Raw genomic sequence first — 24,413 nt, 5'->3', positions numbered from 1 at the left:
TCAATTGATCTTCACGAGCGCGCCTTCGATGGTCATCACGGCACCCGACTTCACCTGCATCATCGCGCCGGCCTTGATCTCCATGTTCGCATCCGACTGCACGGCGATTTCCACCGACTTGATGGTGATCTTGGCGGGCTCGATCTTGATGCTGCTGCCGCCGACCTTCAGCTCGATCGACGTATTCGCCTCGATGACGATCTTGTTGCCGACCTTGACGCTCTGGTTGTTGTCGACCTTGCGGGTCTCGTCGTTCTTGACCGTCGTGGACAGGTTGTTGTCGATCGCGACGGTCTGGTCGTTCTTGACGTGTACCTTGCGGTCGTTGCCCACGTCGAGGCTCTGGTCGTTGGCGATCCCGATCGTCTGGTCGCCCTTGTCCTTCTTCTCGAAGCCGACCTTCAGCGTGTCGTTGTTCTTCACGACGCGGTTGTAATCCTTCTCGGCCTGGACGAAGATCTCCTCGCTGTCCTTCTTGTCCTCGAAGCGGATCTCGTTGAAGCCGTTGCCGCCTTTCGACGTGTTCGACTTGATGGTCGATTTCGTCTGGTCGGCCGGCAGCGTGTACGGCGGCATGCTGTCGCCGTTGTAGACGCAGCCCGTCACGAGCGGCCGGTCCGGGTCGCCCTCGAGGAAGCTGACGACGACTTCCATGCCGATGCGCGGCACGAACATCATGCCCCAGCCCTTGCCGGCCCAGCCCTGCTGCACGCGCACCCAGCACGAGCTGGTCTCGTCCGACTTGCCGTCGCGGTCCCAGTGGAACTGCACCTTGATGCGGCCGTACTTGTCGGTCCAGATCTCCTCGCCCGCCTTGCCGACCACCATCGCCGTCTGAGGTCCCTGCACGATGGGCTTGCGCGCCGTCGCCGGCGGGCGGTAGCTGTGCTCCTTGCCGATCGCCTCGAACCGGCAGCGGAAATCGATGCCTTCCCGTACGCCATCCGAGCGGTATTCGTTACCGGCGATCTCGGTCTCGGCCGACGTGATCAGGAAGGCGCGGTTCTCGTCGGCGCGCGGATGTTCGGACAGCGTGAACAGCGCACCTGTCGTCAGGCCGCGCGCGCTGCCGGCTGCTTCGATCCGTTCACCCTGGCCATGCAGTGTCTCCATGCGTGCGCGGGCGAAGCCGTTGCCGGTACCCGCCTCCTGGTAGCGGCCGGGGTAATCGTAGTGTTCGTAGCTCGCCTGCGAAAACGGCGCCGCCAGCTGGGACTTGACCAGAAGGGCGCCGTTGACGCTGGACGACGCATTCTCGAAGTCGAAGTCGTTCAGCACCATCGCGCTGGGCTGGATCTCGCCACCGGGGACCAGGCGCGTCACCGCTTCTTCCAGCGGAGCGCGTCCCTCTTCCTCGTCGCGGAACAGGATGGTGTCGTAGCCGCTCACGGCCGCGTGGGCGCCGTAGCCATCCGCCAGCACCATCGTGTGCTTGCTTTCCGCGTGCGTGAAGTAGAAGTAGATACCCTCTTCCTCCAGCAGGCGGCAGACGAAATTGAAGTCGCTCTCGCGGTACTGCACGCAGTAGTCGCGCACGGCCGGCGCAGACGCCAGCATACCCTGGTCCAGTTCGATCGCGACGCCATACGCCTCCAGCACGGCCTTGACGATGCCGAGCGCGTCCTTTTGCTGGAAGATGCGGCAGTTGGTGGCACGCGTCAGCAGCCACAGGGTCGGGCGGACGATCGCGAGATAGGACGGTTTGCCATCGCGCCAGCCCTGGTAGGAAAAGCGCGTCACGATGCCGTTGAAATGGCGCTGCCCGCCCTCCGGCAGGTCGAGGCTCACGGTCATGCCCTTGCCCAGGATGTCGGCGATCTTGATGTCGCTCCGCTCGGAGGCGAGCTCGATGCGGAATTCCGACAGACGGCCCAGCGCCTCGCTGCATTGCATGCGCTTGAACAGCAGGACGTCGGCGCCGAGGGCGGTCTTGACGGCGACTTCGCGGTGGGTCTGGTTGGGCAGGATGGGCATGCGAAAAACGGACGGGTTAGGGAATCATGGTCTTGACGGTGCCGGCATTCGTGAAGCCGATCACGCCGCCCCAGTTGCACATGCACTTGGAGACGTTGTCGAGCGCCGGCATGTTGGCGATGAGGACCGTGGGCGCGCCGGGCACCCACGGCGCGGACGTCGCCGGCACGCACGGCATGGGCGTGAGCACGCCCAGCGCCGCGGCGGTGGCCGCGGCCACCGTCGGATTGGCCGGCGAGTTGCACACCCCGAACGGCATGATGTTCACGAGCGGGATGTGGTCCATGATGTTGGCGGCGGGCGGGCCCTCCGCGAGCACCTTGTTCTTGGGCAGGACGACGAGCGACGACGGTGCGGCACCGAACGTGCAGGTCATCATCGCACCCATGGACACCTGGTTGGGCATACGCTTTCTCTCACGCGATGGACAGGAAACTGACGTCCAGTTTGATCTTGTCGGTCCTGCCCTGCAGGACGTTGTCGAGATTCGTCACCTGCGCACCCTGGCATGCATCGCACATCGCGTTCTCCGAGACCACCTTGTTCGTTTTCAGTCCGAGAATGGCGATGTCGATCGAGCTGACGGTATCTGCCACAAGGATCTGACGCAGTAGGACGCCCAGCCGCTCGAACTGGAAAATCTCCATGTGGGTCTGGTCGCCTTCCTGCTTGCGCATCGTCTGGGCCGAGTACACCTGTTTATGCCGCATCATGTTGCCCGTGAAGCTCACCACGCGCAGGACCTGGCCGAACGCGTTGGCGATATCCGCCACCATCGCCCCGAGCAGGCACGAACCGCCCGAGTCGACGTCAAGGGTAAAGAATTTCTGGTCGGCCTGGATTTTATTCAGCTTCGAGAGCCGCTTGCTGGGCGGGACATGGCTCTCCTCGTCGAGGTAGGCGAGGAAACGTTGTTCTGCCGTTTGCAGGCCGCTCCAGTTTCTCGACGTGTCCCCCGCCAGCCGGAACGCCGGGTAACCGCCGCCGTGCGTGATGCTGGTGAGGGTGATGCCCGTCTCATGCAGCGAAGCCAGCGATCTTCCGGGCATGGGATTGGTCGTGGCATACCGCGCCGCCGCGATGCCTTTTCCCAGCGCCGTGACCAGCAGGCGGACGAAATAGGACCGGCCCGTGTTGATGTTGCCAAACGTGGAAATGGCGTGACCATTGCAGTCATAGTCCCGCATGCTCCATCCCTTGGTCACGACCAGCCTGTGCACGAGCCACTCGGCCTCGGGGCCGGACAATTGAACCTCCTCCAACGGGTTGGCGGGGAGCGTCACGACGCCTTTGAGGCCGCGCCGCGCAAAGATCCACTCCCAGCCTTCCCCGTCATGGACTGCCGAGACGAATTGGTGAAATTCCCACTCTTGGGCACAGTCGTCGATGACTTTCTCGACCACGGTCAACAGGTTCATATCCAGGTCTCCAGATCAGGTGGGCACGAATGAATCAGGGCAGACGCACGTCGAGCAGGTCAAACACGACATCGATCGGCGTCGCGATGCCGCCACCATCCTTCCCGCCGCCGTGCATGATGCCGATGATGTCGTTGTCGGCGTTGAACAATGCCGAGCCGGAATCGCCCGGAATCTGGAATTCCTCGCGCAACCCGGTGACCTTCACTTCCAGCTGGCTCGCGAAGTTGATGTCGCCGCCAAAACGCGCGTGCGGCACGGTCTTGTTCGCCGCGATGTCGACGATGCGCCCCGTCGTCACGCGCGACGCCGTACCGCGTTTCCATACCTCGTCGCCGACGCGCACGACGCTGGAGCTCAGGCGCAGTGCCGTGCCTTCGGGCGTCCTGTTCGCAAAGAGGACCCCCGGCTCCAGATAAGCGACGGCGGCATCGATGCGGTGATCGAGGATGCCGCGGTCATAGGTCGCGACCTTGTCGGAAGCGCTGGCGCCATTCCCTTTCGACGGTTGCAGGATGATGGGCTTGTCCTTGTTGGTGGAACCGAATTCGGCGCGCATCACGTGCTCGTTCCCGAGGATCATCGGCCGGTCGGTCTTGTTACACAACACAAAACAGGCGATGCTCCCGGGGCCAGGATGGTTGCCGCCGCTGATGCTCACGCCGATGAGCAGGGGACGGTGGCGGGCCAGGTCCGGCGGGCTTGGATTGGCTGGATCGAGACTCTTGATCAGCTTGTTCAGGCTCGACAGCACCAGGTACGACAGGTCCCCTTTGTAATCGTTGACGATCTGCGTGAACGAACGACGGTTGTCGGCCGGGATGAACAAGGCTTCGAGCAGGCCGATGGCCCGGATCAGGTCGCGGATCTCCTTCGTCGCTTCCTTTTTCATATGCAGGCTGTTGCTCAACGCCGTCCGGGCCTGCGTCGACAATTTGCCGAGCTCCGTGTCCAGGCGTGTCAGCAAGACGCCCTTGTACGACGAACTCGTCTTCTTGATGGTGGCCTTGATTTCCTTCAGTCGATCATCAGCGCTTTTATTCATGAGTGTTGTCCTTGTTATTAAAGATCCGCGTACCCGGTCCGGTCATGTCAGGCGAAGGAATAGGAGAACTCGCCATCCGCCACGCCGACGGTGACGCCGGCGACGCTCGCGCCTTCCATCATGCGCGTCAGGAATTCCCGCGACATCGCCGGCAGCATCGTGTTGGTGAGGATCGCGTCGATCATGCGGCCGCCCGATTCGCTCTCGGTGCAGCGCGACACGACCAGCTTCACCACGTCGTCGCCGTACCCGAACGGGATCTTGTAGCGCGCCTCCACGCGCTTCTTGATGCGGTCGAGCTGCAGCTTGACGATCTTGCCCAGCATGTCGTCCGACAGCGGGTAGTACGGGATCGTCACGATGCGGCCCAGCAGCGCCGGCGGGAATACCTTCAGCAGCGGCGCGCGCAGCGCACTGGCCATGCCGTCCGGGTCCGGCATCAGGTCCGGGTCCTTGCACAGGCCCGCGATCAGGTCCGTGCCGGCGTTCGTCGTCAGGATGATCAGGGTATTCTTGAAGTCGATGAAGCGGCCCTCGCCGTCTTCCATGAAGCCCTTGTCGAACACCTGGAAGAACATCTCGTGCACGTCCGGGTGCGCCTTTTCCACTTCGTCGAGCAGCACGACGGAATAGGGCCGGCGGCGCACGGCCTCCGTCAGCACGCCGCCTTCGCCATAACCGACGTAGCCCGGGGGCGCACCTTTCAAGGTCGACACCGTGTGCGCTTCCTGGTACTCGCTCATGTTGATGGTGATGAGGTTCTGCTCGCCGCCGTACAGGGCCTCCGCCAGCGCCAGCGCCGTTTCCGTCTTGCCGACGCCGGACGTACCGGCCAGCATGAACACGCCGATCGGCTTGTTCGGGTTGTCCAGGCCCGCGCGCGACGTCTGGATGCGCTTGGCGATCATCTCCATCGCATGGTCCTGGCCGATCACGCGCTGGCTCAGCGTGGAAGCGATGTTGAGAATCGTCTCCATCTCGTTCTTCGCCATGCGGCCGACGGGAATGCCGGTCCAGTCGCCGACGACGGCCGCCACGGCCTGGTAGTCGACGGTCGGCAGGATCAGCGGGTTCTCGCCCTGCAGCGCGGTCAGCTTCTCCTGCACGGCTTGCAGCTGTTCCTTCAATGCGGCGCGTTCAGCCTCGTTCTGCGCCGGTTCCGCGGCAGCCGTTTCGAGCTTCGATCCCGTGCCCTCGACCGGCTGCGCGCCGTCGCGCAGCTGCGCGCGCAGCGCCAGCAGTTCGTCGACGAGCGCACGCTCGTCGTTCCAGCGCTGTTCCAGGCCCGCCAGGCGTTCCTTCTCGGCCGCCAGCGCGACCTCCGTCTCGTGCGCGCGCGCGCCCACTTCGATGCCGATCGCGCCTTCGCGGCGGATGATGTCCATCTCGACGTTCAGCGCGTCGATGCGCTTGCGGCTGTCGTCCACCTCGGCCGGCGTCGCGTGCAGGCTCACGGCCACGCGCGCGCATGCCGTGTCGATCAGGCTCACGGATTTATCGGGCAGCTGGCGCGCGGGGATGTAGCGGTGCGACAGGCGCACGGCCGCTTCCAGCGCCTCGTCGAGGATCTGTACCTGGTGGTGCTTTTCCATCGTCGACGCCACGCCGCGCATCATGCGGATCGCGCGCTCCTCGCTCGGCTCGTCGACCTGGATGCTCTGGAAGCGGCGGGTCAGCGCCGGGTCCTTCTCGATGTGCTTCTTGTACTCGGCGAACGTGGTCGCGCCGATCGTGCGGAGCGTGCCGCGCGCGAGGGCCGGCTTGAGCAGGTTGGCCGCATCGCCCGTACCGGCCGCGCCGCCGGCGCCGACCAGCGTATGGGTCTCGTCGATGAACAGGATGATCGGCTTCTCACTGGCCTGCACCTCGTCGATGACGGAACGCAGGCGCTGTTCGAACTCGCCCTTCATGCTGGCGCCGGCCTGCAGCAGGCCCACGTCCAGCGCCAGCAGCTGCACCTCTTTCAGCGACGGCGGCACGTCGCCGCGCGCGATGCGCTGGGCAAAACCTTCCACGACGGCCGTCTTGCCGACGCCGGCCTCGCCGATCATGATCGGGTTGTTCTGGCGGCGGCGCATGAGGATGTCGACCATCTGCCGGATCTCGTCGTCGCGGCCCACGATCGGGTCCATCTTGCCGCTGCGGGCCTGTTCCGTCAGGTCGACCGTGAATTTCTTCAGCGCTTCCTGCTTGCCCATCTGCGCCGGGGCGATCGCGCCGGATGCCTCGCCGGGTGCGGCGGCCTGGAAGCCATCGCTGGCCGCCATCTTCGCTTCCGGCGAATCCTTCAGCAAGGTGCCGAAGCGGTCGGACAGGTCATCGGCCTTGATCCGCTCGAACTGGCGGCTGATCGCGTACAGCGCGTTGCGCAGGTTGGACGTCTTGAGCATGCCGAACACGAGGTGGCCGCTGCGCACCGACGATTCGCCGAACATCAGCGTGCCGAACACCCATGCGCGTTCCACCGTCTCTTCCAGCTGCGACGACAGGTCCGTCACCGACGTGGCGCCGCGCGGCAGGCGGTCCAGCGCGGCCGTCACGTCACGCGCGAGCACGGCGGCATCCAGTTCGTAGTGGCGGACGATGCGGTGCAGATCCGAGTCCTGCAGCTGCAGGATCTGGTGCATCCAGTGGACCATCTCCACATACGGATTGCCGCGCAGCTTGCAGAACACCGTGCTGCTTTCGATCGCGCGGTAGCACAGCGCGTTGAGTTTTCCAAACAGTGCGACACGGGAGATTTCGGCCATGATCGGTTCTTTCGCGTGGGGTCAGCCCTGGCGGGCAGTCGGGTTGATCAAGAGTTGACGGGCATCGCGCACGGCCGGGCCGCTCGCGAGATAAGTGGTCCAGCCGAGGCGGCGCGCGCCCAGCGTGAGCGGAGGAACTTCGGGGCGCTTGAGCACGAGGCGCACGTCCCAGTCGAGCACCGTGCCGGCATAGCTCTTCACCCAGTCGACGACGCGCGTCATGCTGGCGCCGCCGGGCAGCATGCGCTCGTAGTCGTCGTAGTCGAGGGGGCCGATCACGAGCCGGAACTTGTGCTGGCAATCCCAGACCTTCGTCCCCAGCACGGCGGACGTGCCGAGGCGGTTGCCGCGGTCTTCCATGCCGATGCGGGTCTGGCCGTCCAGCGGGATCTTCATCCAGTGGCCGACGAACTGTTCGAGTTCGACGGGCAGCTTGAAGTACGCGCGCAGGATGGTCACGAGGCCTGCCGCCGGGCGGCGCTGGTTGGCCATCAGGCCCGCGAAGTGCAGCTTGGCGAAGTCGCCGATCTCGTCGCGCCCGCGCAGGGCCGGCGCACCGATGCCGAACAGGCTGCCCACGTAATCGGCGAAGCGGTCGCTGGCCGGGCGGTCCAGGCTGACGGCCGGGTCGGCCGAGGCGCGGGCGCGGTAGAACAGCGACACCATCCGGTGGTGGAACACGTCCATGAACGCCACCAGTGTGTGGTCGTTGTGGTTGCGGGCGCGGTCGCGCGCGTACTCCGTCAGGTGCAGCGGCAGCGGACCGTTGGCGCCGAACAGGCCGAAGAAGTTGACGGCCAGGCGCGCGCGCGCGTCGCCCGTGGCGGGCGTGAATCCGGCCACGGCGCCGGGCTCGAAATTCAGCGACGGATCGCGCCCGAAGCGCACGGCGTCGTCGCGCGGGCGCAGCGACGCGCCGATGCGCGGCTTGTCCGGATGCGCGTTCTCGAGCAGGCGCAGGGCCTGGAAGAAGTCCAGCGCGGCGCCCGCGTCCTCGAGCTGGCGTTCGACGTCTACAGGATCGCGCATGCGCCCTCCGCCGCCTTCCAGCGCATGATCTCGCCGCGGCCGACGGTGCGCACGACGGTCTCGGCGAACGAATTGATCGACACGTATTGCGTGAAGAAGTGGCTGAGCACCCCGCCCAGCACGAACGCGCCGGCGCCTTCGAACGCGCCGTCGTCCATCGTCACCGTGATCTCCAGGCCGCGTCCGAACGTGATCGGTCCCGGTGCCGGCATGCGCCGCGTGACGGTTTTCGACGAGACCGAGCGCACGCCCTCCACCTGGCGCTGGCTCGTCAGGTCGAGCGGATGGCAGTACAGCGCGAGCAGTTCGCGCAGGGCGCGCGCGCCCTGGTCCGGGTCGGTGTCCGCCAGCGACAGGTAATTCAGCGACAGCTGGTTGATGAGGCGCCATGCCACGCCGCCCTCGGCGAACGACGGGAACGGCTGGCTCGGGCCGCCCAGCACGCGCACCGACTGCACCGGCCCGCCCTGCTCCAGGATGAAATCCGTCTTGCCGACGCCGAGCGACATCGACAGCGGCAGGTCGCGGTTCGTGCACCATACGACAAGCCCCAGCTGGCGCAGGTTATGGTGGTATGGCGCTTCCCTGGCATCGACGAGCGTGATGAACGTCTCGGAACCGATGTACGACGAGCGCGGACCGCGCTGGCGCTGGCGTTGCGACAGCAGGCGCGGCTCGCGCCGGATCTGGTAATAGGCCTGGCCCGCCACGGTCGCGGCGCCCAGGTCGCGCGCGCTGTACAGCGGATGGAATTCCTGTTCGGCGTCGGTGCCGGTACCGTAGCCCGTCACGCTCTCGACCTGGTGCACCTCGAAGTCCATCGGCCGCGTGCGGTCGGGCAGCACGTGGTATTCGAACTGGTCGCCGGTCAGGTTGATGCGGTCGGCGCGGCGCTGGAACAGGTTCACGACAGGCGTGCAGTTCAGCGCAAAATTGCTGTGGTCGAGCGCTTGCTCCAGGCGGGCATCGCCGCGCGACAGGAGTACGATGATCTCGAGCTCCTGCTCCGCGCAGGCGGCCACCGCGGATTGCAAGCCCGCCAGCTCGACGAACAGGAAGCGCTGCGCGAATGCGAAGTATTCCTGCAGCAGGCGGTAGCCCTGGAAGCTGCGCTGGCCGCTGGGCAGCAGCGCGTCGTCCTCCACGAAGCCGCGCGGGCGCAGGGCCGTCTTCGGCAACAGCGCGTGGCGCCCGGCCGGACGGCTGCCCGGCATCACGAGGACGCCTTCGACGGCGCCCAGCAGCTTTTCGTAGATCTGGCCCGGCATCTCGTCGCTGCCGCGCAGGTGCAGCGCGAGGCGGTCCAGTCCCAGTTTGGCGAACGGCATGCCGTTGGTGGTACGCAAGCGCAGGCGCAGCCCCGCCTTCACGTTCGCGGGCAGGCGCGCGTCGACGCCTTCGATGCGGCCGCCGTTCGTGAAGAATTTCGCTTCGACGAGTTCGATCGGCCACAGGGTGACCTCGTGCGCCGTGCGGTATTCGCAGGCGGTGGCGTCGTCCTTGCCGAGGACGCTGCGCATCGCTGCGCCGCGCGGAATGCGGTAGCCCGCGTTCAGCGCCGGGTTCGCGAGATCGGGCTGCAGTTGCACGATCGCCATCGACGGCGTCGGTGCGAGGAAATGCGGGTAGACGAGTTCCGACAGGTGCTGGGTGAAGCGCGGGAACTCGGCGTCGATCTTCATCTGCACGCGCGCCGCCATGAAGGCGAAGCCCTCCAGCAGGCGCTCGACGTACGGGTCGGCGCACTCGAAGCCTTCCAGGCCGAGGCGGCCGGCGATCTTCGGGTACTGGACCGCGAACTCGCCGCCCATCTCGCGCAGGTGCTGCAGCTCCTGGCTGTAGTAGCGAAGCAGGCGTGGGTTGGTCATGTCCGTGCGCCGGAAAATTCGGTGAGGCTGATCTGCGCAAGATCGAGATCGAGTTCGGTCTTGAGGAACAGGCGCTCGGGATACGGTTGGGCCCACATGTCGGCCTGGATCTCGAACATGATCTTGCTGATCGATTCCTGCTGCGGCACGACCTTGACGGTCACGGACGAGCGGATCAGGCGCGGTTCGAAATCCCAGATGGCCTGGCGGATCGCACGTTCCAGGTCGGCCGCGCTCATGTTCGCCAGCGACGCGCCGGACATGTCGGGCATGCCGTAATTGAGGACGGAGCTCGCCAGGTGCGGCAGGCGCGGCACGTCGGAAACGGACAGCAGGTTGGTCGTGTTCAGCAGCCACGCGAGGTCGCGCAGCACGCCTTCGCGCAGGCTGCGCACCGACAACACGCGCCGTTCGCGCGACTCGACCGCCTGGTCGGGTTCATCGTCGGTGAGGCGGTCGAGCAGCGAAGGTTGCAGGCGCTCGCGCGGTGCCAGTTCAGCCATGGTCGCCGGTATTGTCGTTCGGGTCGAATTCGATCAGGCGCGCGTCCATCAGCGGAAAGTCGTTTCCGCCGTCCGTCAACATGCGCTGGCCGAGCGGAAACTCGCCGGTCCACTCGGTCTTGCGGGCCAGCTTCAGCGCGTCGTCGGACGCGTCGACGCTCCCCGGGTAACGGGTCGGGATCAGCCCGACGGCCTGGGCGCCGTTGGTCCAGGTGAAGGTAGCGGCCGTCCAGACGGCGTCGCGCAGGTCGGCCGGCGGGTCGATCTCGATGCGCGCGATGCGCATGAACGGCACCCATACGTAGCGGCCGTTGACGATCACTTCCAGCACGGGGCCCAGGCGGCCGTCGGCATCGGCCAGCCAGTCGAAGCGCGTGCCGTCGATGGTGCCGGGCGACGCGGGCGCGGCGTCGAACGCGGCGGCGCGCAGGCCGGCGGCGGCATCCGGATCGGTGGCATCCAGCTTGAGGGCTTCGGCCAGCTGGGCCATCCAGGGCTGCGGCTCGCCGAAGATCACGGGGGCGCGGCGGCCGGCAAAGATTTCGGCACGCAGGGCTTCGCACTGGATCGCCTCGCGATAGGTCTGCACCATCGGCAGCGCGCCGGCATCCATTTCGCCCGCGACGTTCAGCTGCGTCAGGGCGCGGTTCCACTGGCCCAGCACGGACAACAGCTGGAACAGGAACACGCGCAGCTTCGCGTCGCCACTGTTCTTGCGCACCGCATCCTGCAGCGCGGCGAGGGCGCCGGCCAGGTCTCCATCACGAATCAGCTGTTGCGCGAGCATCGCACGTCCCCTTGATAATTCTGTAACCGGCTTGCCGGCCGCGCGAGGGCGGCGGCAAGCCATGCGCGGCTGTCCGATTAAACGGCCGCGTTCTCGGCGATGTTCCAGGCGAAGGTCTTGTCGCCTGCCACGGTGCCCTTGCTGTCCTGCGGGGTGTACGCGAAGGTCACCTTGCCGAAGTTCAGCGTGACGTTCTCGGTCAGGCGGTCTTCGCCGCCGCTGCCGCCGGTCGAGATCGAGGTCACCAGGACTTCTTCCATGGTGATCAGGATGTACTTCTGCTGGCCTTCGCCGGCTTTACGCACCATCAGCACGGCCTTGTCGAGGTGCGAACCCTTGGCCAGGGCGGTCATCAGCGCGTTGGACGAGCTGTCGACGTACTTGGTGAACGAGATGTCCTGGAAGTTGGCCTTGCCGGCGCCGCCGCCACCGCCCATGTGGGTGGTGCCCGACTGGCTCATGCCCCAGCTCCAGGCCAGGATGTCGATGTCGCCCTTCGGACCCTGGACCTTGTCGCGCGACTCGCCCTTGATCTTGTCGCCCATGTTGATGAACATATCCAATGCCATGTCTTCTTCTCCTTGTTGGTTGTACTTCCGAATACGCGCGGACGGTTTGTTCCGCGCGGGACTTCAAAAAACGGTCAGGCTTTCGCCGACGGCAGCTTCGACACGAGGCGCAGCGACACGGTCAGGCCTTCCAGCTGGTAGTGCGGACGCAGGAAGAACTTGGACGTGTAGTAGCCCGGGTTGCCTTCGACTTCTTCCAGCACCACTTCGGCCGCGGCCAGCGGTTTCTGGGCCTTCGTCGCTTCGCTGGAGCTGCCCGGATCGCCGTCCACGTACTGCATGATCCACTTGGTCAGCCAGCGCTCCATCTCGTCGCGTTCCTTGAACGAGCCGAGCTTGTCGCGCACGATGCACTTCAGGTAGTGGGCGAAGCGGCAGGTCGCGAACAGGTACGGCAGGCGCGCGGCCAGGGCGGCGTTGGCGCTGGCGTCCGGGTCGTCGTACTCGGCCGGCTTGTGCAGCGACTGCGCGCCGATGAAGGCGGCGAAATCCGTGTTTTTCTTGTGCACCAGCGGCATGAAGCCGTTGGCGGCCAGTTCCGCCTCGCGGCGGTCCGAGATCGCGATCTCGGTCGGGCACTGCATGTCGACACCGCCGTCATCGGTCGGGAAGGCATGCACCGGCAGGCCTTCGACCGCGCCGCCGGACTCGATGCCGCGGATGCGCGAGCACCAGCCGTATTCCTTGAACGAACGGTTGATGTTGACGGCCATCGCGTAGGACGAGTTGGCCCACGTGTAGTTCTTGCTGCCTTCCGCGCTGGTGTCTTCCTCGAAGTCGAATTCCTCGACCGGGTTGCTCTTGGCGCCGTACGGCTGGCGCGCCAGGAAGCGCGGCATGGTCAGGCCGACGTAGCGCGAATCCTCGGACTCGCGGAACGAGCGCCATGCGGCGTGTTCCGGGGTCTGGAAGATCTTCGTCAGGTCGCGCGGGTTGGCCAGCTCGTTCCACGACTCCATCAGCATGACGGACGGCGCGGCGGCCGCGATGAACGGCGCGTGCGCGGCGGCAGCCACCTTGGCCATCGACGACAGCAGCTCGACGTCCGGCGCGCTGTTGTCGAAGTAGTAGTCGGCCACGATGGAACCGAACGGTTCGCCGCCGAACTGGCCGAATTCTTCCTCGTACATCTTCTTGAAGATCGGGCTCTGGTCCCAGGCCGTGCCCTTGAACTTCTTGAGCGTCTTGCCCAGGTCGTTCTTCGAGATGTTCATCACGCGGATCTTGAGCATCTCGTCGGTTTCGGTGTTGTTCACCAGGTAGTGCAGGCCGCGCCAGGCGCTTTCGACCTTCTGGAACTCCTCCGTGTGCATGATCAGGTTGACCTGCTCGGTGAGCTTTTTGTCGAGCGCCGCGATCAGGCTCTGGATCGTGCCCAGCACGTCGCTGGTGATCAGGTTGGTGCCGGCGAGCGCCTGCTCGGCCAGCGTGCGCACCGCGACTTCGACCGATTCCTTGGCCTTGTCGGATTGCGGCTTGAATTCCTTTTGCAGCAGCGCGCCGAAGTCGCTCATCTCGAGCGTACCGGACTCCTGCTGGCTTTGTGCTAACGCTTCGGACATTCTGTTCTCCCGTCTTTCTTTATTCGGTGGGCTTCGGTGCGGACGTCAGCGCCTGCATCAGCGCGGGTTCGGCGAGCAGCTTGGAGATCAGCTCTTCCGCGCCGGTCTTGCCGTCCATGTAGGTCATCAGGTTGGCCAGCTGGCCGCGTGCCTCGAGCAGCTTGTTCAGCGAATCCACCTTGCGCGCGACGGCGGCCGGGGTGAAGTCGTCCATGCTTTCGAAGGTCATGTCGACGGCCAGGTTGCCCTCGCCCGTCAGCGTGTTCGGCACCTGCACCGCGACGCGCGGCTTCATGGCCTTCAGGCGCTCGTCGAAGTTGTCGACGTCGATCTCGAGGAACTTGCGCTCCGCGACCGGTGCCAGCGGCTCGGCGGACTGGCCCGACAAGTCGGCCAGGACGCCCATCACGAACGGCAGCTGCACCTTCTTCTCGGCGCCGTACACTTCGACGTCGTACTCGATCTGCACGCGCGGTGCGCGATTGCGTGCGATGAACTTCTGGCTACTTTCTTTGCCCACGTTTACTCCTCCTTGAATGAACTACCGGCCTGCTGATTCAATAATCGTCCGACCCGTTGGACTCGCCCGGCTGGGGTCCACGGATCACATACAACTGCTGCATGCTGTCGGGCGCGAGGTTCTCCATGACTTCCATGAAGCTCATCGGCGCCAGGCGCTTGGCCCGCTCCAGCAGCATCGGCACGGGGCTCGACGGCTCGTAGCGCTGGTAGTAGGCGAGAATCTTGTCGATCATGCGGACCACGTCGGCGCGGCTGGTCACGTCGCCCGTGATGCCGGCGGCGCGCGGTGCGGCCGTGCCGCCGCCCGGCGCCGCGGCCTCGTCGCCATCGGGCGCAGCGGCCGGCGCCTCGGGCGCGGCTTGCGCACGGCTGGCCAGCAGGTCGGCCATGCGGCGCAGCTGGCGCGTGAGCGGGGTGAGGTTCAGCGACTGGGTGCTGCCCACGTGGTGCGCGAGCGCGGCCTCCAGGCTGACGATGCTGTCCAGCGCACCGTTGACGGCGCCGGTGGCGGCCTGCATCGCGTCGTCGGACACGTCGGCCAGCGCCGCGTCGATCGATTCGGGCGACAGCGCGGTCTGTCCGTCCGGGACGGGGGCCTCGCCGTGCGCCTGCTCCAGCACGCGCAGGGTCAGGGCGCCGAGGCCGGGCAGCATGACGAAGGCCGTCTCGCGCAGCTCGCGCAGGGTCGTCGCCGGGTCGGTCAACTGGGCCAGGCAGTTGAGGCGCAGCGTGGGGTCGTCGTCGTCGTCCGGATCGAGTTCGGGATGGACGCGGTCCCAGCGCTCGGTCACGAGGCGTTCGAGCAGGCGCGTGCCGTCGGCGAAGCCGGGCAGCGCATGCAGCGCCAGCAGCGCGCGCACGAGCGGCATCGCCACGCGCAGGTCGCGCGTGCGGCCGAGCAGCTCGAGGGCCTGCTTCTTGACTTGCTTCCATTCAGGGGGGACGGCGGGGACGATCGTGTCCCCGTACTGGACTTCTGGCTTGCCGAGCACACTCTGCTCGAGCTCCAGGAAGGCGGGGTCATACTCGAGATTCGGTCCGCAAGGGGCGGTCTCCTCCAAATCCTCGAGCAGGACATCGACGTCGACAATACTCATGATTGTGCGCGTTCTAACTAGTTTTAGACGTGTGTTCGAACTCGTCGTCACGGCAACGGAGGCCACGCGCGGTTCTTATTTAGTGTGTTTCGTGAGGATTTTTCCTCTACGAATCGGGCACTATACGCCATTTGCTGTGCTCGCCGTTAATAAGAAACGTAAATTTTTTTGCATTAAACGTTGCCCAAAACGGTTGACAGCAGTTTCAGCACACGTTCATTTTCGGTACAGATGAGCCAAGTGAAAGGCATTGGTTGCCTTTCATGGAACGATGGTTGTAATTTCTTTACAAGAGATGTCAATACGGCGTTCAGGCGCAACCGGTGACCAGGAGTAGCGGCACGCCCGTCCACGCCACCGCCACGAGGGCCAGCACGGCCAGCACCAGGCGGGCCCAATCGAGCAGGCCGGCATCCTCGCGCCGGGGCACCTCGCGCGCGCGCCACGCGAGCCATGCGCACGCGCCGATGGCGGCCAGGGTGACAGCGCCCAGCAGCGCGCGGTCCGGCCCGCCGGGACGCATGCCGGCCGGCGTGCACTGGGCCGCCGCGAGGCCATAGGCGAAGGCGAAGTGCAGGCTCCACACGAGCAGCGGCAGCGTCCCCGCCAGCAGGCGGCGCCAGAACGGTTCGCGGGTGCGCGGCATCATGGCCATCACGCCATCAGCAGCGGCACGAGCCGCACGACGAGCATCCCGGCGATGCCCTGCAACGTGGTCATGTGCCACACGAGCGCGATGGTGTCGAGCGCTGCGCGGCTGCGCTCACCCAGCAGGCCGCACCATGCGCGCGCGGCGAGATACGGCGCCAGCACGGCGAGCGTCACGACGTGCAGGCCCTGGTAGGAGGCCAATGCCGCGACGCCCGCGCCCCATGCGGTGGCGGTCGGGTCCAGCCCGGCATCGAGCAGGCCGCCCACGTCGACCGCACATGACGCGAGCACGCAGCCCAGCGCCGCCAGCACGAGCCACGGCAGGCGCCGCGTGCCGACGGCGAGCGTCGCGAACCACACGAGCAATGAGCCCAGCACCAGCAGGCCGGCGGATGTGAGCGCGAGGTCCTGCGACGGCAGCGTGGCGCCGGGCGGCGGGCACACCGTCAGGCGCATCGTCACGTGCACGTAGGCGAACGCGAAGCACGCGAAGATGCTGAGGTCGACGACGAGCATCACGATGGCGGCCCACCACGCGTGCGATGCCGTGCCGGTGGCGCCGACCGGTATCGACTCGCCGTGGCCGATGTCCACGTCGGCGACGGTGCTCGCGCGATCCGCCTGCCACATCCACCCGAGCACCGCCGCGATGGCCGCCACGCCGCAGATCCATGCGAGCACGTGCAGCTTCACGGTCAGCAGCAGGAAGAAGGCGGCCGTGCCGGCGGCGGCGATCAGGGGCAGCCAGCTGTCGCCGGGCAGGATCAGCACATAGCGCGGGGCCGCCGCGACGGGGCTCGTGGCGATGGTCTCGCGCGCGCCCGTCGCCGTGCGCGGCAGGTAATGGCCGCCCTCCTCCACCTCGCGCACCAGTTCCGGACGGTCCCACAGCGGGTCGATCGAATCGATGCGCGGGATGCTGCGGTTGCCGTAGTCCCCGGACGGCAGCCATTCGAGCGTGGGTGCGTTCCATGGGTTGCCGACGGGGCGTTCCGGCCTGCGCAGCGACCGCCACGCATCCCACGCGAACAGCGCCACGCCGAGCGCGAACGTGAACGCGCCCACGGTCGACAGCATGTTCAGGCCATTCCACCCGAGGTCCGCCGCATACGTGTAGACGCGGCGCGGCATGCCGAGCAATCCCGTCACGTGCATCGGGAAGAACGCGACGTTGAAGCCGACGAACATCAGGCCGAACACCCAGCGCGCGAGCCCTTCCGACAACCGGTTGCCGTTCACGAGCGGCAGCCAGTAGTACAGCGCGGCGAACACGGGGAACACCATCCCGCCGATCAGCACGTAGTGAAAGTGCGCGACGACGAAATACGTGTCGTGCACCTGCCAGTCGAACGGGATCACGGCGACCATCACGCCGGTCAGGCCGCCCAGGACGAAGATGGCCATGAAGCCGAGCAGGAACAGCGTGGGCGCGTTCGCTTCGACTTTCCCTTTCCACAGCGTGGCGATCCACGCGAACACCTGGATCGCGGTGGGCACCGCCACCGCCATGCTGGCCGCGGAAACAAAGCCCATTTCCAGCGTGCCGAGGCCCGCGGTGAACATGTGGTGCGCCCACAGGCCGAAGCTGAACACGCCCACGCCGACGAGGGCCGCGATGATGGCGCGGCGCGCGACGAGCGGCGTGCCGGCAAGGGTCGGCACGATCGTCGACACCATGCCGGCGGCCGGCAGAAAGATGATGTAGACCTCGGGGTGGCCGAAGAACCAGAACAGGTGCTGCCACAACAGCGGATCGCCGCCGCGGTCGGCGATGAAGAACGGCCAGTCGAACGCGCGCTCCAGTTCCAGCAGCGCCGTGCCCGCGATCACGGCGGGGAACGCGAACACGATCATCACGCCCACGACCAGCATGGCCCACGCATACACGGGCATGCGTCCCAACGTCATGCCCGGTGCGCGCGTAAACAGGATGCCGACGATCAGTTCGATGGCGCCGGCGATGGCGGAGATCTCGATGAAGCCGATGCCCAGCAGCCAGAAGTCGGCGTTGAGGCCCGGCGAATATTTCAGACCCGTGAGCGGCGGATACATGAACCACCCGCCGTCCGGTGCGAGGCCGGCGAACAGCGTGCAGAAGAATGCGAGGCCGCCGATGGCGTAGGCCCAGAACGCGTACGCGGACAGGCGCGGGAACGGCAGGTCGCGCGCGCCCAGCATGTTCGGCAGCAGGTACACGGCGATGGCTTCCACGATCGGGATCGCGAACAGGAACATCATCACCGAGCCGTGCATCGTGAACACCTGGTTGTACGTCTCGGCGCCGAGGAAGCCGTTGTCCGGCACGGCCAGCTGCACGCGCATCAGGAGGCCCAGCACGCCGGCGAGGATGAAGAACAGCAGCGCCGTGCCGATGTACAGCAGGCCGATGTTCGTGTTGTTCACGGACGATAAGAAGCGCCAGCCGCGCCGCGTGCTCCAGACGTCTTCCAACCGCGCGAGGTCGTCGTCCCGGGCCGTCATTGCAGGTGCTCGAGATAGGCCGCCAGCGCGCCCAGCGTGTCGCCGTCGGTGCCGGCGGCGGCGGGCATGAACACGCCCGGCTTGACGGCCTGCGGATCCGCGATCCAGCCGGCCAGCGTGTTCTGGTGCGTCTGCAAGAGGCCCGCGCCGATGTGCGCGCGGCTGCCGACGTGCGTCAGGTCGGGACCGAGGCGCGCCGTCTCGGCCACGCCGCGGATCGTGTGGCACGTCTGGCAGCGCTGTTCGAGGAAGGCGGCGCGGCCCCGCTCCAGCAGCGCGCCCTGCGGTGCGCGGGCCGGTAATGCCTGGCGCCGCAGCCAGTCGCGGAACGCGTCGGGCGCCAGCGCCACCACGTGCAAGGCCATGTTCGCATGCTGGGCGCCGCAGAATTCCGCGCACTGGCCGCGGTAGACCCCGGGCCGGTCGGCGCGCAACGTGAGGCCGGTGACGCGGCCGGGAATCATGTCGCGCTTGCCGGACAACGACGGCACCCACAGGCTGTGGATCACGTCGGCCGCGTTCAGGCCCACGTACACGGCCTGCCCGACCGGGATGTGGATCTCGTTGGCGGTGACGATCTCGCGCCCGCCGGCCGGGTCGCGGTAGCGCACTTCCCACCACCACATGCGCGCCGTGACGGAGATCGACAGCGCGGCCTGCGAGCCTTGCGGAACCAGTTGCGCGCTGCGCCACGTGCTCCACGTGAGCAGCGCCGACAGCACGAGCACGGGAAACGCGACGCCCGCACCCGCGATCCACAGGCCGGGCCGCAGCGGCCGCGCGTTGTCGCGCAGGCTGAGCGCCATCAGCGCCATCACGGCGACGAAGATGACGGTGGCGGCCCCGAACAGGATCCACGCGAACTGGCTGATGACGGCGGCGTCCGCGCCGGCCGGGTGGAGGACGGATTGCAGCGTCCCATTCATCGCAGCGTGTACAGGTAGGCGGCCATGTGCCTGGCCTCCTGTTCCGTCATGCCCATGGCCGGCATGACCGTGCCGGGCTTGAGGGCGGGCGGATCGAGCAGCCACGCGACGAGACGCGGCGGCACGTTGGGAATGCCGCCGGCGATGTAGCTCGAGCGCCCGAACTTTTCCAGGTCCGGACCGGCCTCGCCGCCCGCGCCCGGGACGTCCGGGATCTTGTGGCACGCGCCGCACTGGTATTGCGTGACCAGTTGCTTGCCGACTTTCGCGTCGCCGCCGATGTACGGCTTGCGCAAGTCGTCATCACCGCAGCCGGACAGCAGCCCCGCGCACGTCAATACGAGCGCGGCACCAGCGATGGAAGAGCGTGACAGCGAGGTCGGCACGGTTGAATCCACGACGTTGAGTTGGCTTTTATAATACCGGAGACGATGCATTTTTTTTAACACGATTCGTTTGGGAATCCCGCATGCCCGCCACGCGCACCCGCCTGGTCATGATGACCGTCATCGCCACCCTACTGGGATCGGGGGTCGTCGCCGCGCTCGCCGGCTTCGTCGTGCTGCGCGCCGGCTGGTACGACATCGGCGCCACCACGCAGCACTTCCCGTTCGTCTACAGCACGCTCGAACAAGCCATGCATTACTCGGTGCGGCGCCATGCGCAGAGCGTGGCCGAACCCGCACTGGGCGACCACGAGCAGGTGCTGCGCGGCGCGGCCGTCTACCGCGACAACTGTGCCCAGTGCCACGGCGGTCCCGGCACGGCGCCCGGCAAGCATGGCCTGAGCATGCAGCCCGTGCCCGGTCCGCTGGTGGACGCCACGCGCCACTGGAAGCCGCGCGAGCTGTACTGGATCACGCGGCACGGCATCAAGATGAGCGGCATGCCGGGCTGGGAATACCACCTGAGCGAGGACGAGCTGTGGTCCACGGTGGCGTTCATCATGCAGCTGCCCACGCAGAGCGCGGACGATTACCGGGCAATGACGGCGGAGGCGAAGAAATGAACCGGCTCGCGCTCGTCCTTGTCCTCGTACTCGCGGCGCTCCTGCAAGCCGGCTGCGGCGAAGCGAACCGCGCCCCCGCCGGCCTGCAGGGCGACGCCGCGCGCGGCCGGATCGCCCTCGCCCAGTACGGCTGCCGCGCATGCCACATGATCCCGGGCGTGACCGGATCGAAGGTCTATGTGGGGCGGCCGCTCGAAGACATGGCCAAGCGTCCCATCATCGCCGGCACGCTGCCGAACAACCAGGCGAACCTCGTGCGCTGGATCCGCGATCCGCAGGCGATCGACCCGCACACCGCGATGCCCGTGCTGGGCGTGTCGGAACGCGATGCGATCGACATGAGCGCCTGGCTGCTGTCACACTGATGCCCGCTGGATGGCCTGTTCCAGGTCGGCCACGCCGGCGCGGATCACGTCCGGCGTGAACGCGGAAAAGCCGAGCAGCAGCCCGGGATCGATGGCGCAGGCGGCGCCCGCCTGCGGATTCGTATAGTAGCCCAGCGTGCGCACGTCCACGCCGACATCGCGGGCGTGCCGGGCGACCGCTTCCTCGTCCAGCCTCTCGGTGAAATGCACGCACAGGTCGAGACCCGCGTCCGACGGCCCCTGGCGCAGCCGGCCGCCAAGGCGTGCATCGAGCGCATCGACGAGGGCTTGCCGGCGCTCGCCATATGCGTCGCGCGTGCGGCGGATGTGGCGCGCGAAGTGGCCGCCGGCGATGAAGTCGGCGAGCGTCGCCTGCGGCACGATGGGGCTGTGGCGGTCGACGACGGCCTTCGCCCGCGCCAGCGCCGCGGCCAGCGCGGGCGGCGCCACGACATAGCCCAGCCGCAGCGCGGGGAACAGCACCTTCGACAACGTGCCCACGTAGATCACGCAGCTCGCGCGATCCATGCTTTGCAGCGACGCGAGCGGCGGGCCGGTGTGGCGGTATTCGCTGTCGTAGTCGTCCTCGACGATCCACGCGCGGTTCGCCTCGGCCCAGCGCAGCAGTTCGAGACGGCGGCGCAGGCTCATGGTCACGCCCAGCGGCAGCTGGTGCGACGGCGTCGCGAACGCGAGGCGCGCATCGGGATAGTGCCTTGCCGCGTACGCGACGTCCATGCCCTCGGCGTCGACCGGCACCGGACACACGCGCGCACCGGCCACCGTGAACGGCGCCACCGCGCCCTGGTAGCCGGGCGATTCGATCCACATCGCTTCGCCCGGCGCGAGCAGCAGCTGGGCCAGCAGGTACAACGCCTGCTGCGAGCCGGACGTGATCACGACCTGGTCCGGCGTGCACTGCACCCCGCGCGACGCTTTCAGGTAAGCGCACAGCAGCTCCCGCAGGGGCTCGTATCCGGCGCCGGGACCGTAGCCGAGCGCCCCGGTCGAATGGCGCCAGTGGCGCGCCTCCAGCCGGCGCCAGACGTCGAACGGGAACAGGTCCAGGCCCGGCATGCTGGCGCGGAAGGCGCGCAGCGGCCCCGCGTGGTGCAGCACGCGCGCCATGCCGCCCGCGATGAGTTCTCCGCGCGCCGACAGCGGCCGCACCATCGGCGCCGTGGCGGCATCGCCCGCACGCGCACCGGCCGGCAGCGACGCGCTGACGAACGTGCCCTTCCCCACCGTGCCCTGCAGATAACCCTCGGCCATCAACTGCTCGTACGCGGCGAGCACGGTCTGGCGCGACACGTTCAACAGGCCGCACAGGGTGCGCGTGGCGGGCAGGCGCACGCCGGCGGCGATGCGGCCGTCGAGGATCGCGTCCTTCAGGTGGACGTACAGCTGGCGGAACAGCGGTGTCGGGGAATCGCGCTCGAGCGTGGCGGCGGCGAGGATGTCGTGGACGTGCATGGGACATGGTCAGGATTGGTACGCCCATCTTCCAGATAATTGGTCATTTGAGCAAGCCATCCTTGAACTTAAGATGACAGCTCGTTCGCACACGGAGAGATGATGAAACGATTCGAAGCCACCCTGGCCTGGCAGCGCGGCGACCAGGCCTTCACCGACCTGCGCTACAGCCGCGCGCACCGCTGGCGCTTCGACGGCGGCCTGGACGTGCCGGCCTCCTCGTCGCCCTTGTCCGTGCCCGTGCCATTGTCGGACCCGGCAGCCGTCGATCCGGAAGAAGCCCTCGTCGCGGCCGCCGCCAGCTGCCACATGCTGTTCTTCCTGTCGCTCGCGGCCACGCGCGGCTACGTCGTCGACCGCTACGAGGACCGCGCCGTCGGCCTGCTCGACACCGGTCCGGACGGCCGCGCGGCCATCACCCGCGTCGTGCTCGATCCCGTCATCGCGTTCGGCGGCGAACGGCAGCCGGATCGCGCGGCGCTGGCCGAGCTGCATCATGAAGCGCATGCCCGCTGCTACATCGCCAATTCGCTGAAGGGAGACGTCGTCGTGGAGGGATTCGAATAATGTATGTGCCGAGACAATTTGCCGTGGCCGACGAGGCCGACATGCTGGACCTGATCGCCGCCAATCCGCTGGGCGCGCTCGTGCGCCTCGGCACCGGCGGGCTGGAAGCAGATCACATCCCGTTCGAGCTGGTGGCGCCCACGGAAGCCGCGCCGCACGGCCTGCTGCGTGCCCACGTGGCACGCGCGAATCCGATCTGGCAGGCGGACGATGCGTCCGTGCTCGCGCTGTTCCAGGGCGCGTCCAGCTATGTGTCGCCGCTGCTGTACGACGTCGAGGCGGCCGGGGGACGCGTGGTGCCGACGTGGAATTATCAGGCCGTGCACGCGCACGGGCGGCTGCGTGCGATCGACGATCCGGCGTGGATCCTCGGCCAGATGACGCGGCTGACGAGGCGTCATGAAAATGCACGCGCCGGATGGAAGGTCGAGGATGCGCCGCGCGAATTCATCGACAAGGTCGTGCGGACGACCGTCGGCATCGAGATCGTCATCGAACGCCTCGAAGCAAAATTCAAGATGAGCCAGAACCGCACGTCCGAGGACCGGGCGCGCGTGCTGGCTGCGATGGGATAACGCTGGCAGTGCTTATTTGCCGGCTTATTTGCCCGACGTCGTACCCGTCTTGGCCATCGGCATCTGCTCGGCCGATTTGAGGTGTTGCGCGACGACCGGCTCGGTCTTGTCGACGAGGGCCTTCACTTCCGGATCCTTGGCCTTCTTCGACGCGGCCATCAGCTTGGCGTGGACAGCCTTGTGATCCTGGACGCCGGCCTGCTTCATGTAGGCCTTGTCGAAGGCGTCGCCGCTCATCTGTTCCAGCTTGGCGGCCATGGCCTTGTGCTTGGCGTCCGGCTCGGTCGGCAGGGTCACGCCGCGCGCCTGGGCCAGCGCCTTGACCTCGTTCAGGTTGGCGGTGTGGTCGTCGATCATCTGCTGGGCGAACGCTTTCACCTCGCTGCTCTGGCTCTTGCTCTGGGCGAGCTTGCCACCCTCGACTTCGGCCATATTGGCCATTGCCATATCTTTGAGAATCTTCGCGTCGCCAGTGCTCAGCTTCGCGCCGGTGGCCGTACCTGCCGCCGACTGGCCGGCGCCGCTGGCGCCCATGCTCGAGGTGGCGTTCTTATTGGTCATGCCGGCCGCACCCGCCTGCTTGCTGCGGTTTTCCATGCCGGTGCTGTTGGTGTTGTCGATGGTGCCTTCGCGGGTGGTTTTACCGGACGTGTTCTGTTTGCCGGGCGTGCTGCTGGTGCCGGTCTGGCTCGGGGTCTGGCTGACCGCCGCCGTCTGGGCGTGTACGCCGACGGTGGCGAACATCGCTGCCACTGCCGAAACGGCCAGCAGCCCTTTCAAGGTGTTCTTGTTCTGCATGTTTCGCTCTCCTGAACTCTGTTATGAAGTTGGCGCCTGGCGGGGGCCGCAGTGCGCAAGCTCGTGTTTGAATGACAACGGCCGTGGCAAAGTGTATCGCCGCGTTTTCTTGAACAGCGCGCGTTAGCCAGCAGGAAAGTTTTATCGATATGCGAAGAATGAACGGCCTCAAATTCGGGGTCAGAGCACATTTCAGATCAATGTCCTGATGTGCACGAGTCGCCGAATGCAGGTGCCGGCCTGCCCATCTGGACGGGCAGGCCGGCACCGTCACCCTCAACAAGTTGCTGCCGAGATCGTGCCAAAAAATGGGCTCTGACCCTGACCCTTCCCCTCAAATTTTCACAACCTGCACCAAATTGATCAGTGTAAGTAGGGCGAGCTGGAAGGCGTGGTGATCCAACTGAGGTCGTACGCAATCGGTCAAATAATGACGTGCCAGGG

General features: G+C 66.6%; 23 protein-coding genes. 4 read left to right on the top strand and 19 right to left on the bottom strand.

The window, feature by feature from the left end:
- From ASD28_RS09775 to ASD28_RS09695, 17 genes are all read right to left on the bottom strand, one after another.
- Entirely contained in the window at positions 1-1,974 is a 1,974-nt protein-coding gene (locus tag ASD28_RS09775) for a type VI secretion system Vgr family protein (protein WP_056126755.1), read from the bottom strand.
- 16 nt (positions 1,975-1,990) lie between these two features.
- The gene (locus tag ASD28_RS09770) at positions 1,991-2,380 is read right to left on the bottom strand and encodes a DUF4280 domain-containing protein (RefSeq protein WP_056126754.1); all 390 of its coding nucleotides are present in this window, start codon (positions 2,378-2,380) and stop codon (positions 1,991-1,993) included.
- Between the two features lie 10 nt (positions 2,381-2,390).
- Positions 2,391-3,392 (bottom strand): hypothetical protein, encoded by a 1,002-nt coding sequence (locus ASD28_RS09765; protein WP_056126753.1) that lies wholly within the window; start codon positions 3,390-3,392, stop codon positions 2,391-2,393.
- 34 nt (positions 3,393-3,426) lie between these two features.
- Positions 3,427-4,437, bottom strand: coding sequence for a hypothetical protein (locus ASD28_RS09760; RefSeq protein WP_056126752.1), 1,011 nt, complete (start codon positions 4,435-4,437; stop codon positions 3,427-3,429).
- A gap of 47 nt (positions 4,438-4,484) precedes the next feature.
- Positions 4,485-7,187: a type VI secretion system ATPase TssH gene (tssH, locus tag ASD28_RS09755; protein ID WP_056126751.1), complete on the bottom strand. Its 2,703-nt coding sequence runs from the start codon at positions 7,185-7,187 to the stop codon at positions 4,485-4,487.
- A gap of 21 nt (positions 7,188-7,208) precedes the next feature.
- The gene (gene tssG / locus ASD28_RS09750; protein ID WP_056126750.1) at positions 7,209-8,216 is read right to left on the bottom strand and encodes a type VI secretion system baseplate subunit TssG; all 1,008 of its coding nucleotides are present in this window, start codon (positions 8,214-8,216) and stop codon (positions 7,209-7,211) included.
- A complete protein-coding gene (gene tssF, locus ASD28_RS09745) occupies positions 8,201-10,084 on the bottom strand; it encodes a type VI secretion system baseplate subunit TssF (protein ID WP_056126749.1) in 1,884 nt (627 codons plus the stop codon). Before tssF ends, tssG begins: the two co-directional genes overlap by 16 nt.
- The gene (gene tssE, locus ASD28_RS09740; protein ID WP_056126748.1) at positions 10,081-10,587 is read right to left on the bottom strand and encodes a type VI secretion system baseplate subunit TssE; all 507 of its coding nucleotides are present in this window, start codon (positions 10,585-10,587) and stop codon (positions 10,081-10,083) included. Before tssE ends, tssF begins: the two co-directional genes overlap by 4 nt.
- Positions 10,580-11,374 (bottom strand): type VI secretion system accessory protein TagJ, encoded by a 795-nt coding sequence (locus tag ASD28_RS09735; RefSeq protein ID WP_056126747.1) that lies wholly within the window; start codon positions 11,372-11,374, stop codon positions 10,580-10,582. The genes tssE and ASD28_RS09735 overlap by 8 nt, the downstream gene beginning before the upstream one ends.
- A gap of 77 nt (positions 11,375-11,451) precedes the next feature.
- Positions 11,452-11,943 (bottom strand): type VI secretion system tube protein Hcp, encoded by a 492-nt coding sequence (locus tag ASD28_RS09730; protein ID WP_056126746.1) that lies wholly within the window; start codon positions 11,941-11,943, stop codon positions 11,452-11,454.
- Between the two features lie 74 nt (positions 11,944-12,017).
- Positions 12,018-13,505, bottom strand: a complete 1,488-nt coding sequence (tssC, locus tag ASD28_RS09725) for a type VI secretion system contractile sheath large subunit (RefSeq protein ID WP_056126745.1) — start codon at positions 13,503-13,505, stop codon at positions 12,018-12,020.
- Between the two features lie 19 nt (positions 13,506-13,524).
- Positions 13,525-14,025 carry a type VI secretion system contractile sheath small subunit gene (tssB, locus tag ASD28_RS09720; RefSeq protein ID WP_056126744.1) on the bottom strand — a complete coding sequence of 167 codons (501 nt, stop codon included), beginning with the start codon at positions 14,023-14,025 and terminating at the stop codon, positions 13,525-13,527.
- A gap of 37 nt (positions 14,026-14,062) precedes the next feature.
- A complete protein-coding gene (tssA, locus tag ASD28_RS09715; RefSeq protein ID WP_056126743.1) occupies positions 14,063-15,124 on the bottom strand; it encodes a type VI secretion system protein TssA in 1,062 nt (353 codons plus the stop codon).
- Between the two features lie 310 nt (positions 15,125-15,434).
- Positions 15,435-15,773, bottom strand: coding sequence for a hypothetical protein (locus tag ASD28_RS09710; RefSeq protein ID WP_229412267.1), 339 nt, complete (start codon positions 15,771-15,773; stop codon positions 15,435-15,437).
- Positions 15,774-15,778: 5 nt separating this feature from the next.
- A complete protein-coding gene (ctaD, locus tag ASD28_RS09705; protein WP_056126742.1) occupies positions 15,779-18,256 on the bottom strand; it encodes a cytochrome c oxidase subunit I in 2,478 nt (825 codons plus the stop codon).
- A complete protein-coding gene (locus tag ASD28_RS09700) occupies positions 18,253-19,182 on the bottom strand; it encodes a c-type cytochrome (RefSeq protein ID WP_056126741.1) in 930 nt (309 codons plus the stop codon). Before ASD28_RS09700 ends, ctaD begins: the two co-directional genes overlap by 4 nt.
- Entirely contained in the window at positions 19,179-19,568 is a 390-nt protein-coding gene (locus ASD28_RS09695) for a c-type cytochrome (protein WP_229412266.1), read from the bottom strand. Before ASD28_RS09695 ends, ASD28_RS09700 begins: the two co-directional genes overlap by 4 nt.
- A gap of 83 nt (positions 19,569-19,651) precedes the next feature.
- Between ASD28_RS09695 and ASD28_RS31750 the strand changes: the two genes are divergently transcribed.
- Together ASD28_RS31750 and ASD28_RS31745 are read left to right on the top strand one after the other, a co-directional pair.
- Complete coding sequence (locus ASD28_RS31750; RefSeq protein WP_056126739.1) at positions 19,652-20,191, top strand: cytochrome c; 540 nt, start codon at positions 19,652-19,654, stop codon at positions 20,189-20,191.
- The gene (locus ASD28_RS31745) at positions 20,188-20,556 is read left to right on the top strand and encodes a cytochrome c family protein (protein WP_056126738.1); all 369 of its coding nucleotides are present in this window, start codon (positions 20,188-20,190) and stop codon (positions 20,554-20,556) included. The genes ASD28_RS31750 and ASD28_RS31745 overlap by 4 nt, the downstream gene beginning before the upstream one ends.
- On the opposite strand, the gene ASD28_RS09680 is transcribed toward ASD28_RS31745, so the two are convergent.
- On the bottom strand, positions 20,548-22,029 hold the full coding sequence (locus ASD28_RS09680) for a PLP-dependent aminotransferase family protein (RefSeq protein WP_056126737.1): 1,482 nt from the start codon (positions 22,027-22,029) through the stop codon (positions 20,548-20,550). The two genes, ASD28_RS31745 and ASD28_RS09680, sit on opposite strands and share 9 nt — an antisense overlap.
- A gap of 102 nt (positions 22,030-22,131) precedes the next feature.
- Here ASD28_RS09680 and ASD28_RS09675 point away from each other — a divergent pair, with 102 nt between their 5' ends.
- Together ASD28_RS09675 and ASD28_RS09670 are read left to right on the top strand one after the other, a co-directional pair.
- Positions 22,132-22,596 carry an OsmC family protein gene (locus ASD28_RS09675; RefSeq protein ID WP_056126736.1) on the top strand — a complete coding sequence of 155 codons (465 nt, stop codon included), beginning with the start codon at positions 22,132-22,134 and terminating at the stop codon, positions 22,594-22,596.
- Positions 22,596-23,171, top strand: coding sequence for an FMN-binding negative transcriptional regulator (locus ASD28_RS09670; RefSeq protein WP_056126735.1), 576 nt, complete (start codon positions 22,596-22,598; stop codon positions 23,169-23,171). The genes ASD28_RS09675 and ASD28_RS09670 overlap by 1 nt, the downstream gene beginning before the upstream one ends.
- Before the next feature lie 24 nt (positions 23,172-23,195).
- On the opposite strand, the gene ASD28_RS09665 is transcribed toward ASD28_RS09670, so the two are convergent.
- Positions 23,196-23,969 carry a DUF4142 domain-containing protein gene (locus tag ASD28_RS09665; protein ID WP_056126734.1) on the bottom strand — a complete coding sequence of 258 codons (774 nt, stop codon included), beginning with the start codon at positions 23,967-23,969 and terminating at the stop codon, positions 23,196-23,198.
- Positions 23,970-24,413 lie beyond the last annotated feature (444 nt).

It is taken from the genome of Massilia sp. Root133 (assembly GCF_001426525.1).
Classification (GTDB): Bacteria; Pseudomonadota; Gammaproteobacteria; order Burkholderiales; family Burkholderiaceae_D; genus Telluria; species Telluria orientalis.
The sequence above is the reverse complement of the archived record's forward strand: the minus strand, read 5'-3'. Positions and strand labels throughout refer to the sequence as shown.

What these genes read in the sequence shown, in the direction of transcription:
- ASD28_RS31745 (WP_056126738.1), top strand. Translation starts at nt 20,188, where the DNA reads ATGAACCGGCTCGCGCTCGTCCTTGTCCTCGTACTCGCGGCGCTCCTG.
- tssA (WP_056126743.1), bottom strand. Translation starts at nt 15,124, where the DNA reads ATGAGTATTGTCGACGTCGATGTCCTGCTCGAGGATTTGGAGGAGACC.
- tssH (WP_056126751.1), bottom strand. Translation starts at nt 7,187, where the DNA reads ATGGCCGAAATCTCCCGTGTCGCACTGTTTGGAAAACTCAACGCGCTG.
- ASD28_RS09700 (WP_056126741.1), bottom strand. Translation starts at nt 19,182, where the DNA reads ATGAATGGGACGCTGCAATCCGTCCTCCACCCGGCCGGCGCGGACGCC.
- ASD28_RS09680 (WP_056126737.1), bottom strand. Translation starts at nt 22,029, where the DNA reads ATGCACGTCCACGACATCCTCGCCGCCGCCACGCTCGAGCGCGATTCC.
- ASD28_RS09710 (WP_229412267.1), bottom strand. Translation starts at nt 15,773, where the DNA reads ATGATGCCGCGCACCCGCGAACCGTTCTGGCGCCGCCTGCTGGCGGGG.
- ASD28_RS09665 (WP_056126734.1), bottom strand. Translation starts at nt 23,969, where the DNA reads ATGCAGAACAAGAACACCTTGAAAGGGCTGCTGGCCGTTTCGGCAGTG.
- ASD28_RS09760 (WP_056126752.1), bottom strand. Translation starts at nt 4,437, where the DNA reads ATGAATAAAAGCGCTGATGATCGACTGAAGGAAATCAAGGCCACCATC.
- tssE (WP_056126748.1), bottom strand. Translation starts at nt 10,587, where the DNA reads ATGGCTGAACTGGCACCGCGCGAGCGCCTGCAACCTTCGCTGCTCGAC.
- ASD28_RS09765 (WP_056126753.1), bottom strand. Translation starts at nt 3,392, where the DNA reads ATGAACCTGTTGACCGTGGTCGAGAAAGTCATCGACGACTGTGCCCAA.
- tssG (WP_056126750.1), bottom strand. Translation starts at nt 8,216, where the DNA reads ATGCGCGATCCTGTAGACGTCGAACGCCAGCTCGAGGACGCGGGCGCC.
- ASD28_RS09730 (WP_056126746.1), bottom strand. Translation starts at nt 11,943, where the DNA reads ATGGCATTGGATATGTTCATCAACATGGGCGACAAGATCAAGGGCGAG.
- ctaD (WP_056126742.1), bottom strand. Translation starts at nt 18,256, where the DNA reads ATGACGGCCCGGGACGACGACCTCGCGCGGTTGGAAGACGTCTGGAGC.
- ASD28_RS09775 (WP_056126755.1), bottom strand. Translation starts at nt 1,974, where the DNA reads ATGCCCATCCTGCCCAACCAGACCCACCGCGAAGTCGCCGTCAAGACC.
- ASD28_RS31750 (WP_056126739.1), top strand. Translation starts at nt 19,652, where the DNA reads ATGCCCGCCACGCGCACCCGCCTGGTCATGATGACCGTCATCGCCACC.
- ASD28_RS09675 (WP_056126736.1), top strand. Translation starts at nt 22,132, where the DNA reads ATGAAACGATTCGAAGCCACCCTGGCCTGGCAGCGCGGCGACCAGGCC.
- ASD28_RS09770 (WP_056126754.1), bottom strand. Translation starts at nt 2,380, where the DNA reads ATGCCCAACCAGGTGTCCATGGGTGCGATGATGACCTGCACGTTCGGT.
- ASD28_RS09670 (WP_056126735.1), top strand. Translation starts at nt 22,596, where the DNA reads ATGTATGTGCCGAGACAATTTGCCGTGGCCGACGAGGCCGACATGCTG.
- ASD28_RS09735 (WP_056126747.1), bottom strand. Translation starts at nt 11,374, where the DNA reads ATGCTCGCGCAACAGCTGATTCGTGATGGAGACCTGGCCGGCGCCCTC.
- tssF (WP_056126749.1), bottom strand. Translation starts at nt 10,084, where the DNA reads ATGACCAACCCACGCCTGCTTCGCTACTACAGCCAGGAGCTGCAGCAC.
- tssC (WP_056126745.1), bottom strand. Translation starts at nt 13,505, where the DNA reads ATGTCCGAAGCGTTAGCACAAAGCCAGCAGGAGTCCGGTACGCTCGAG.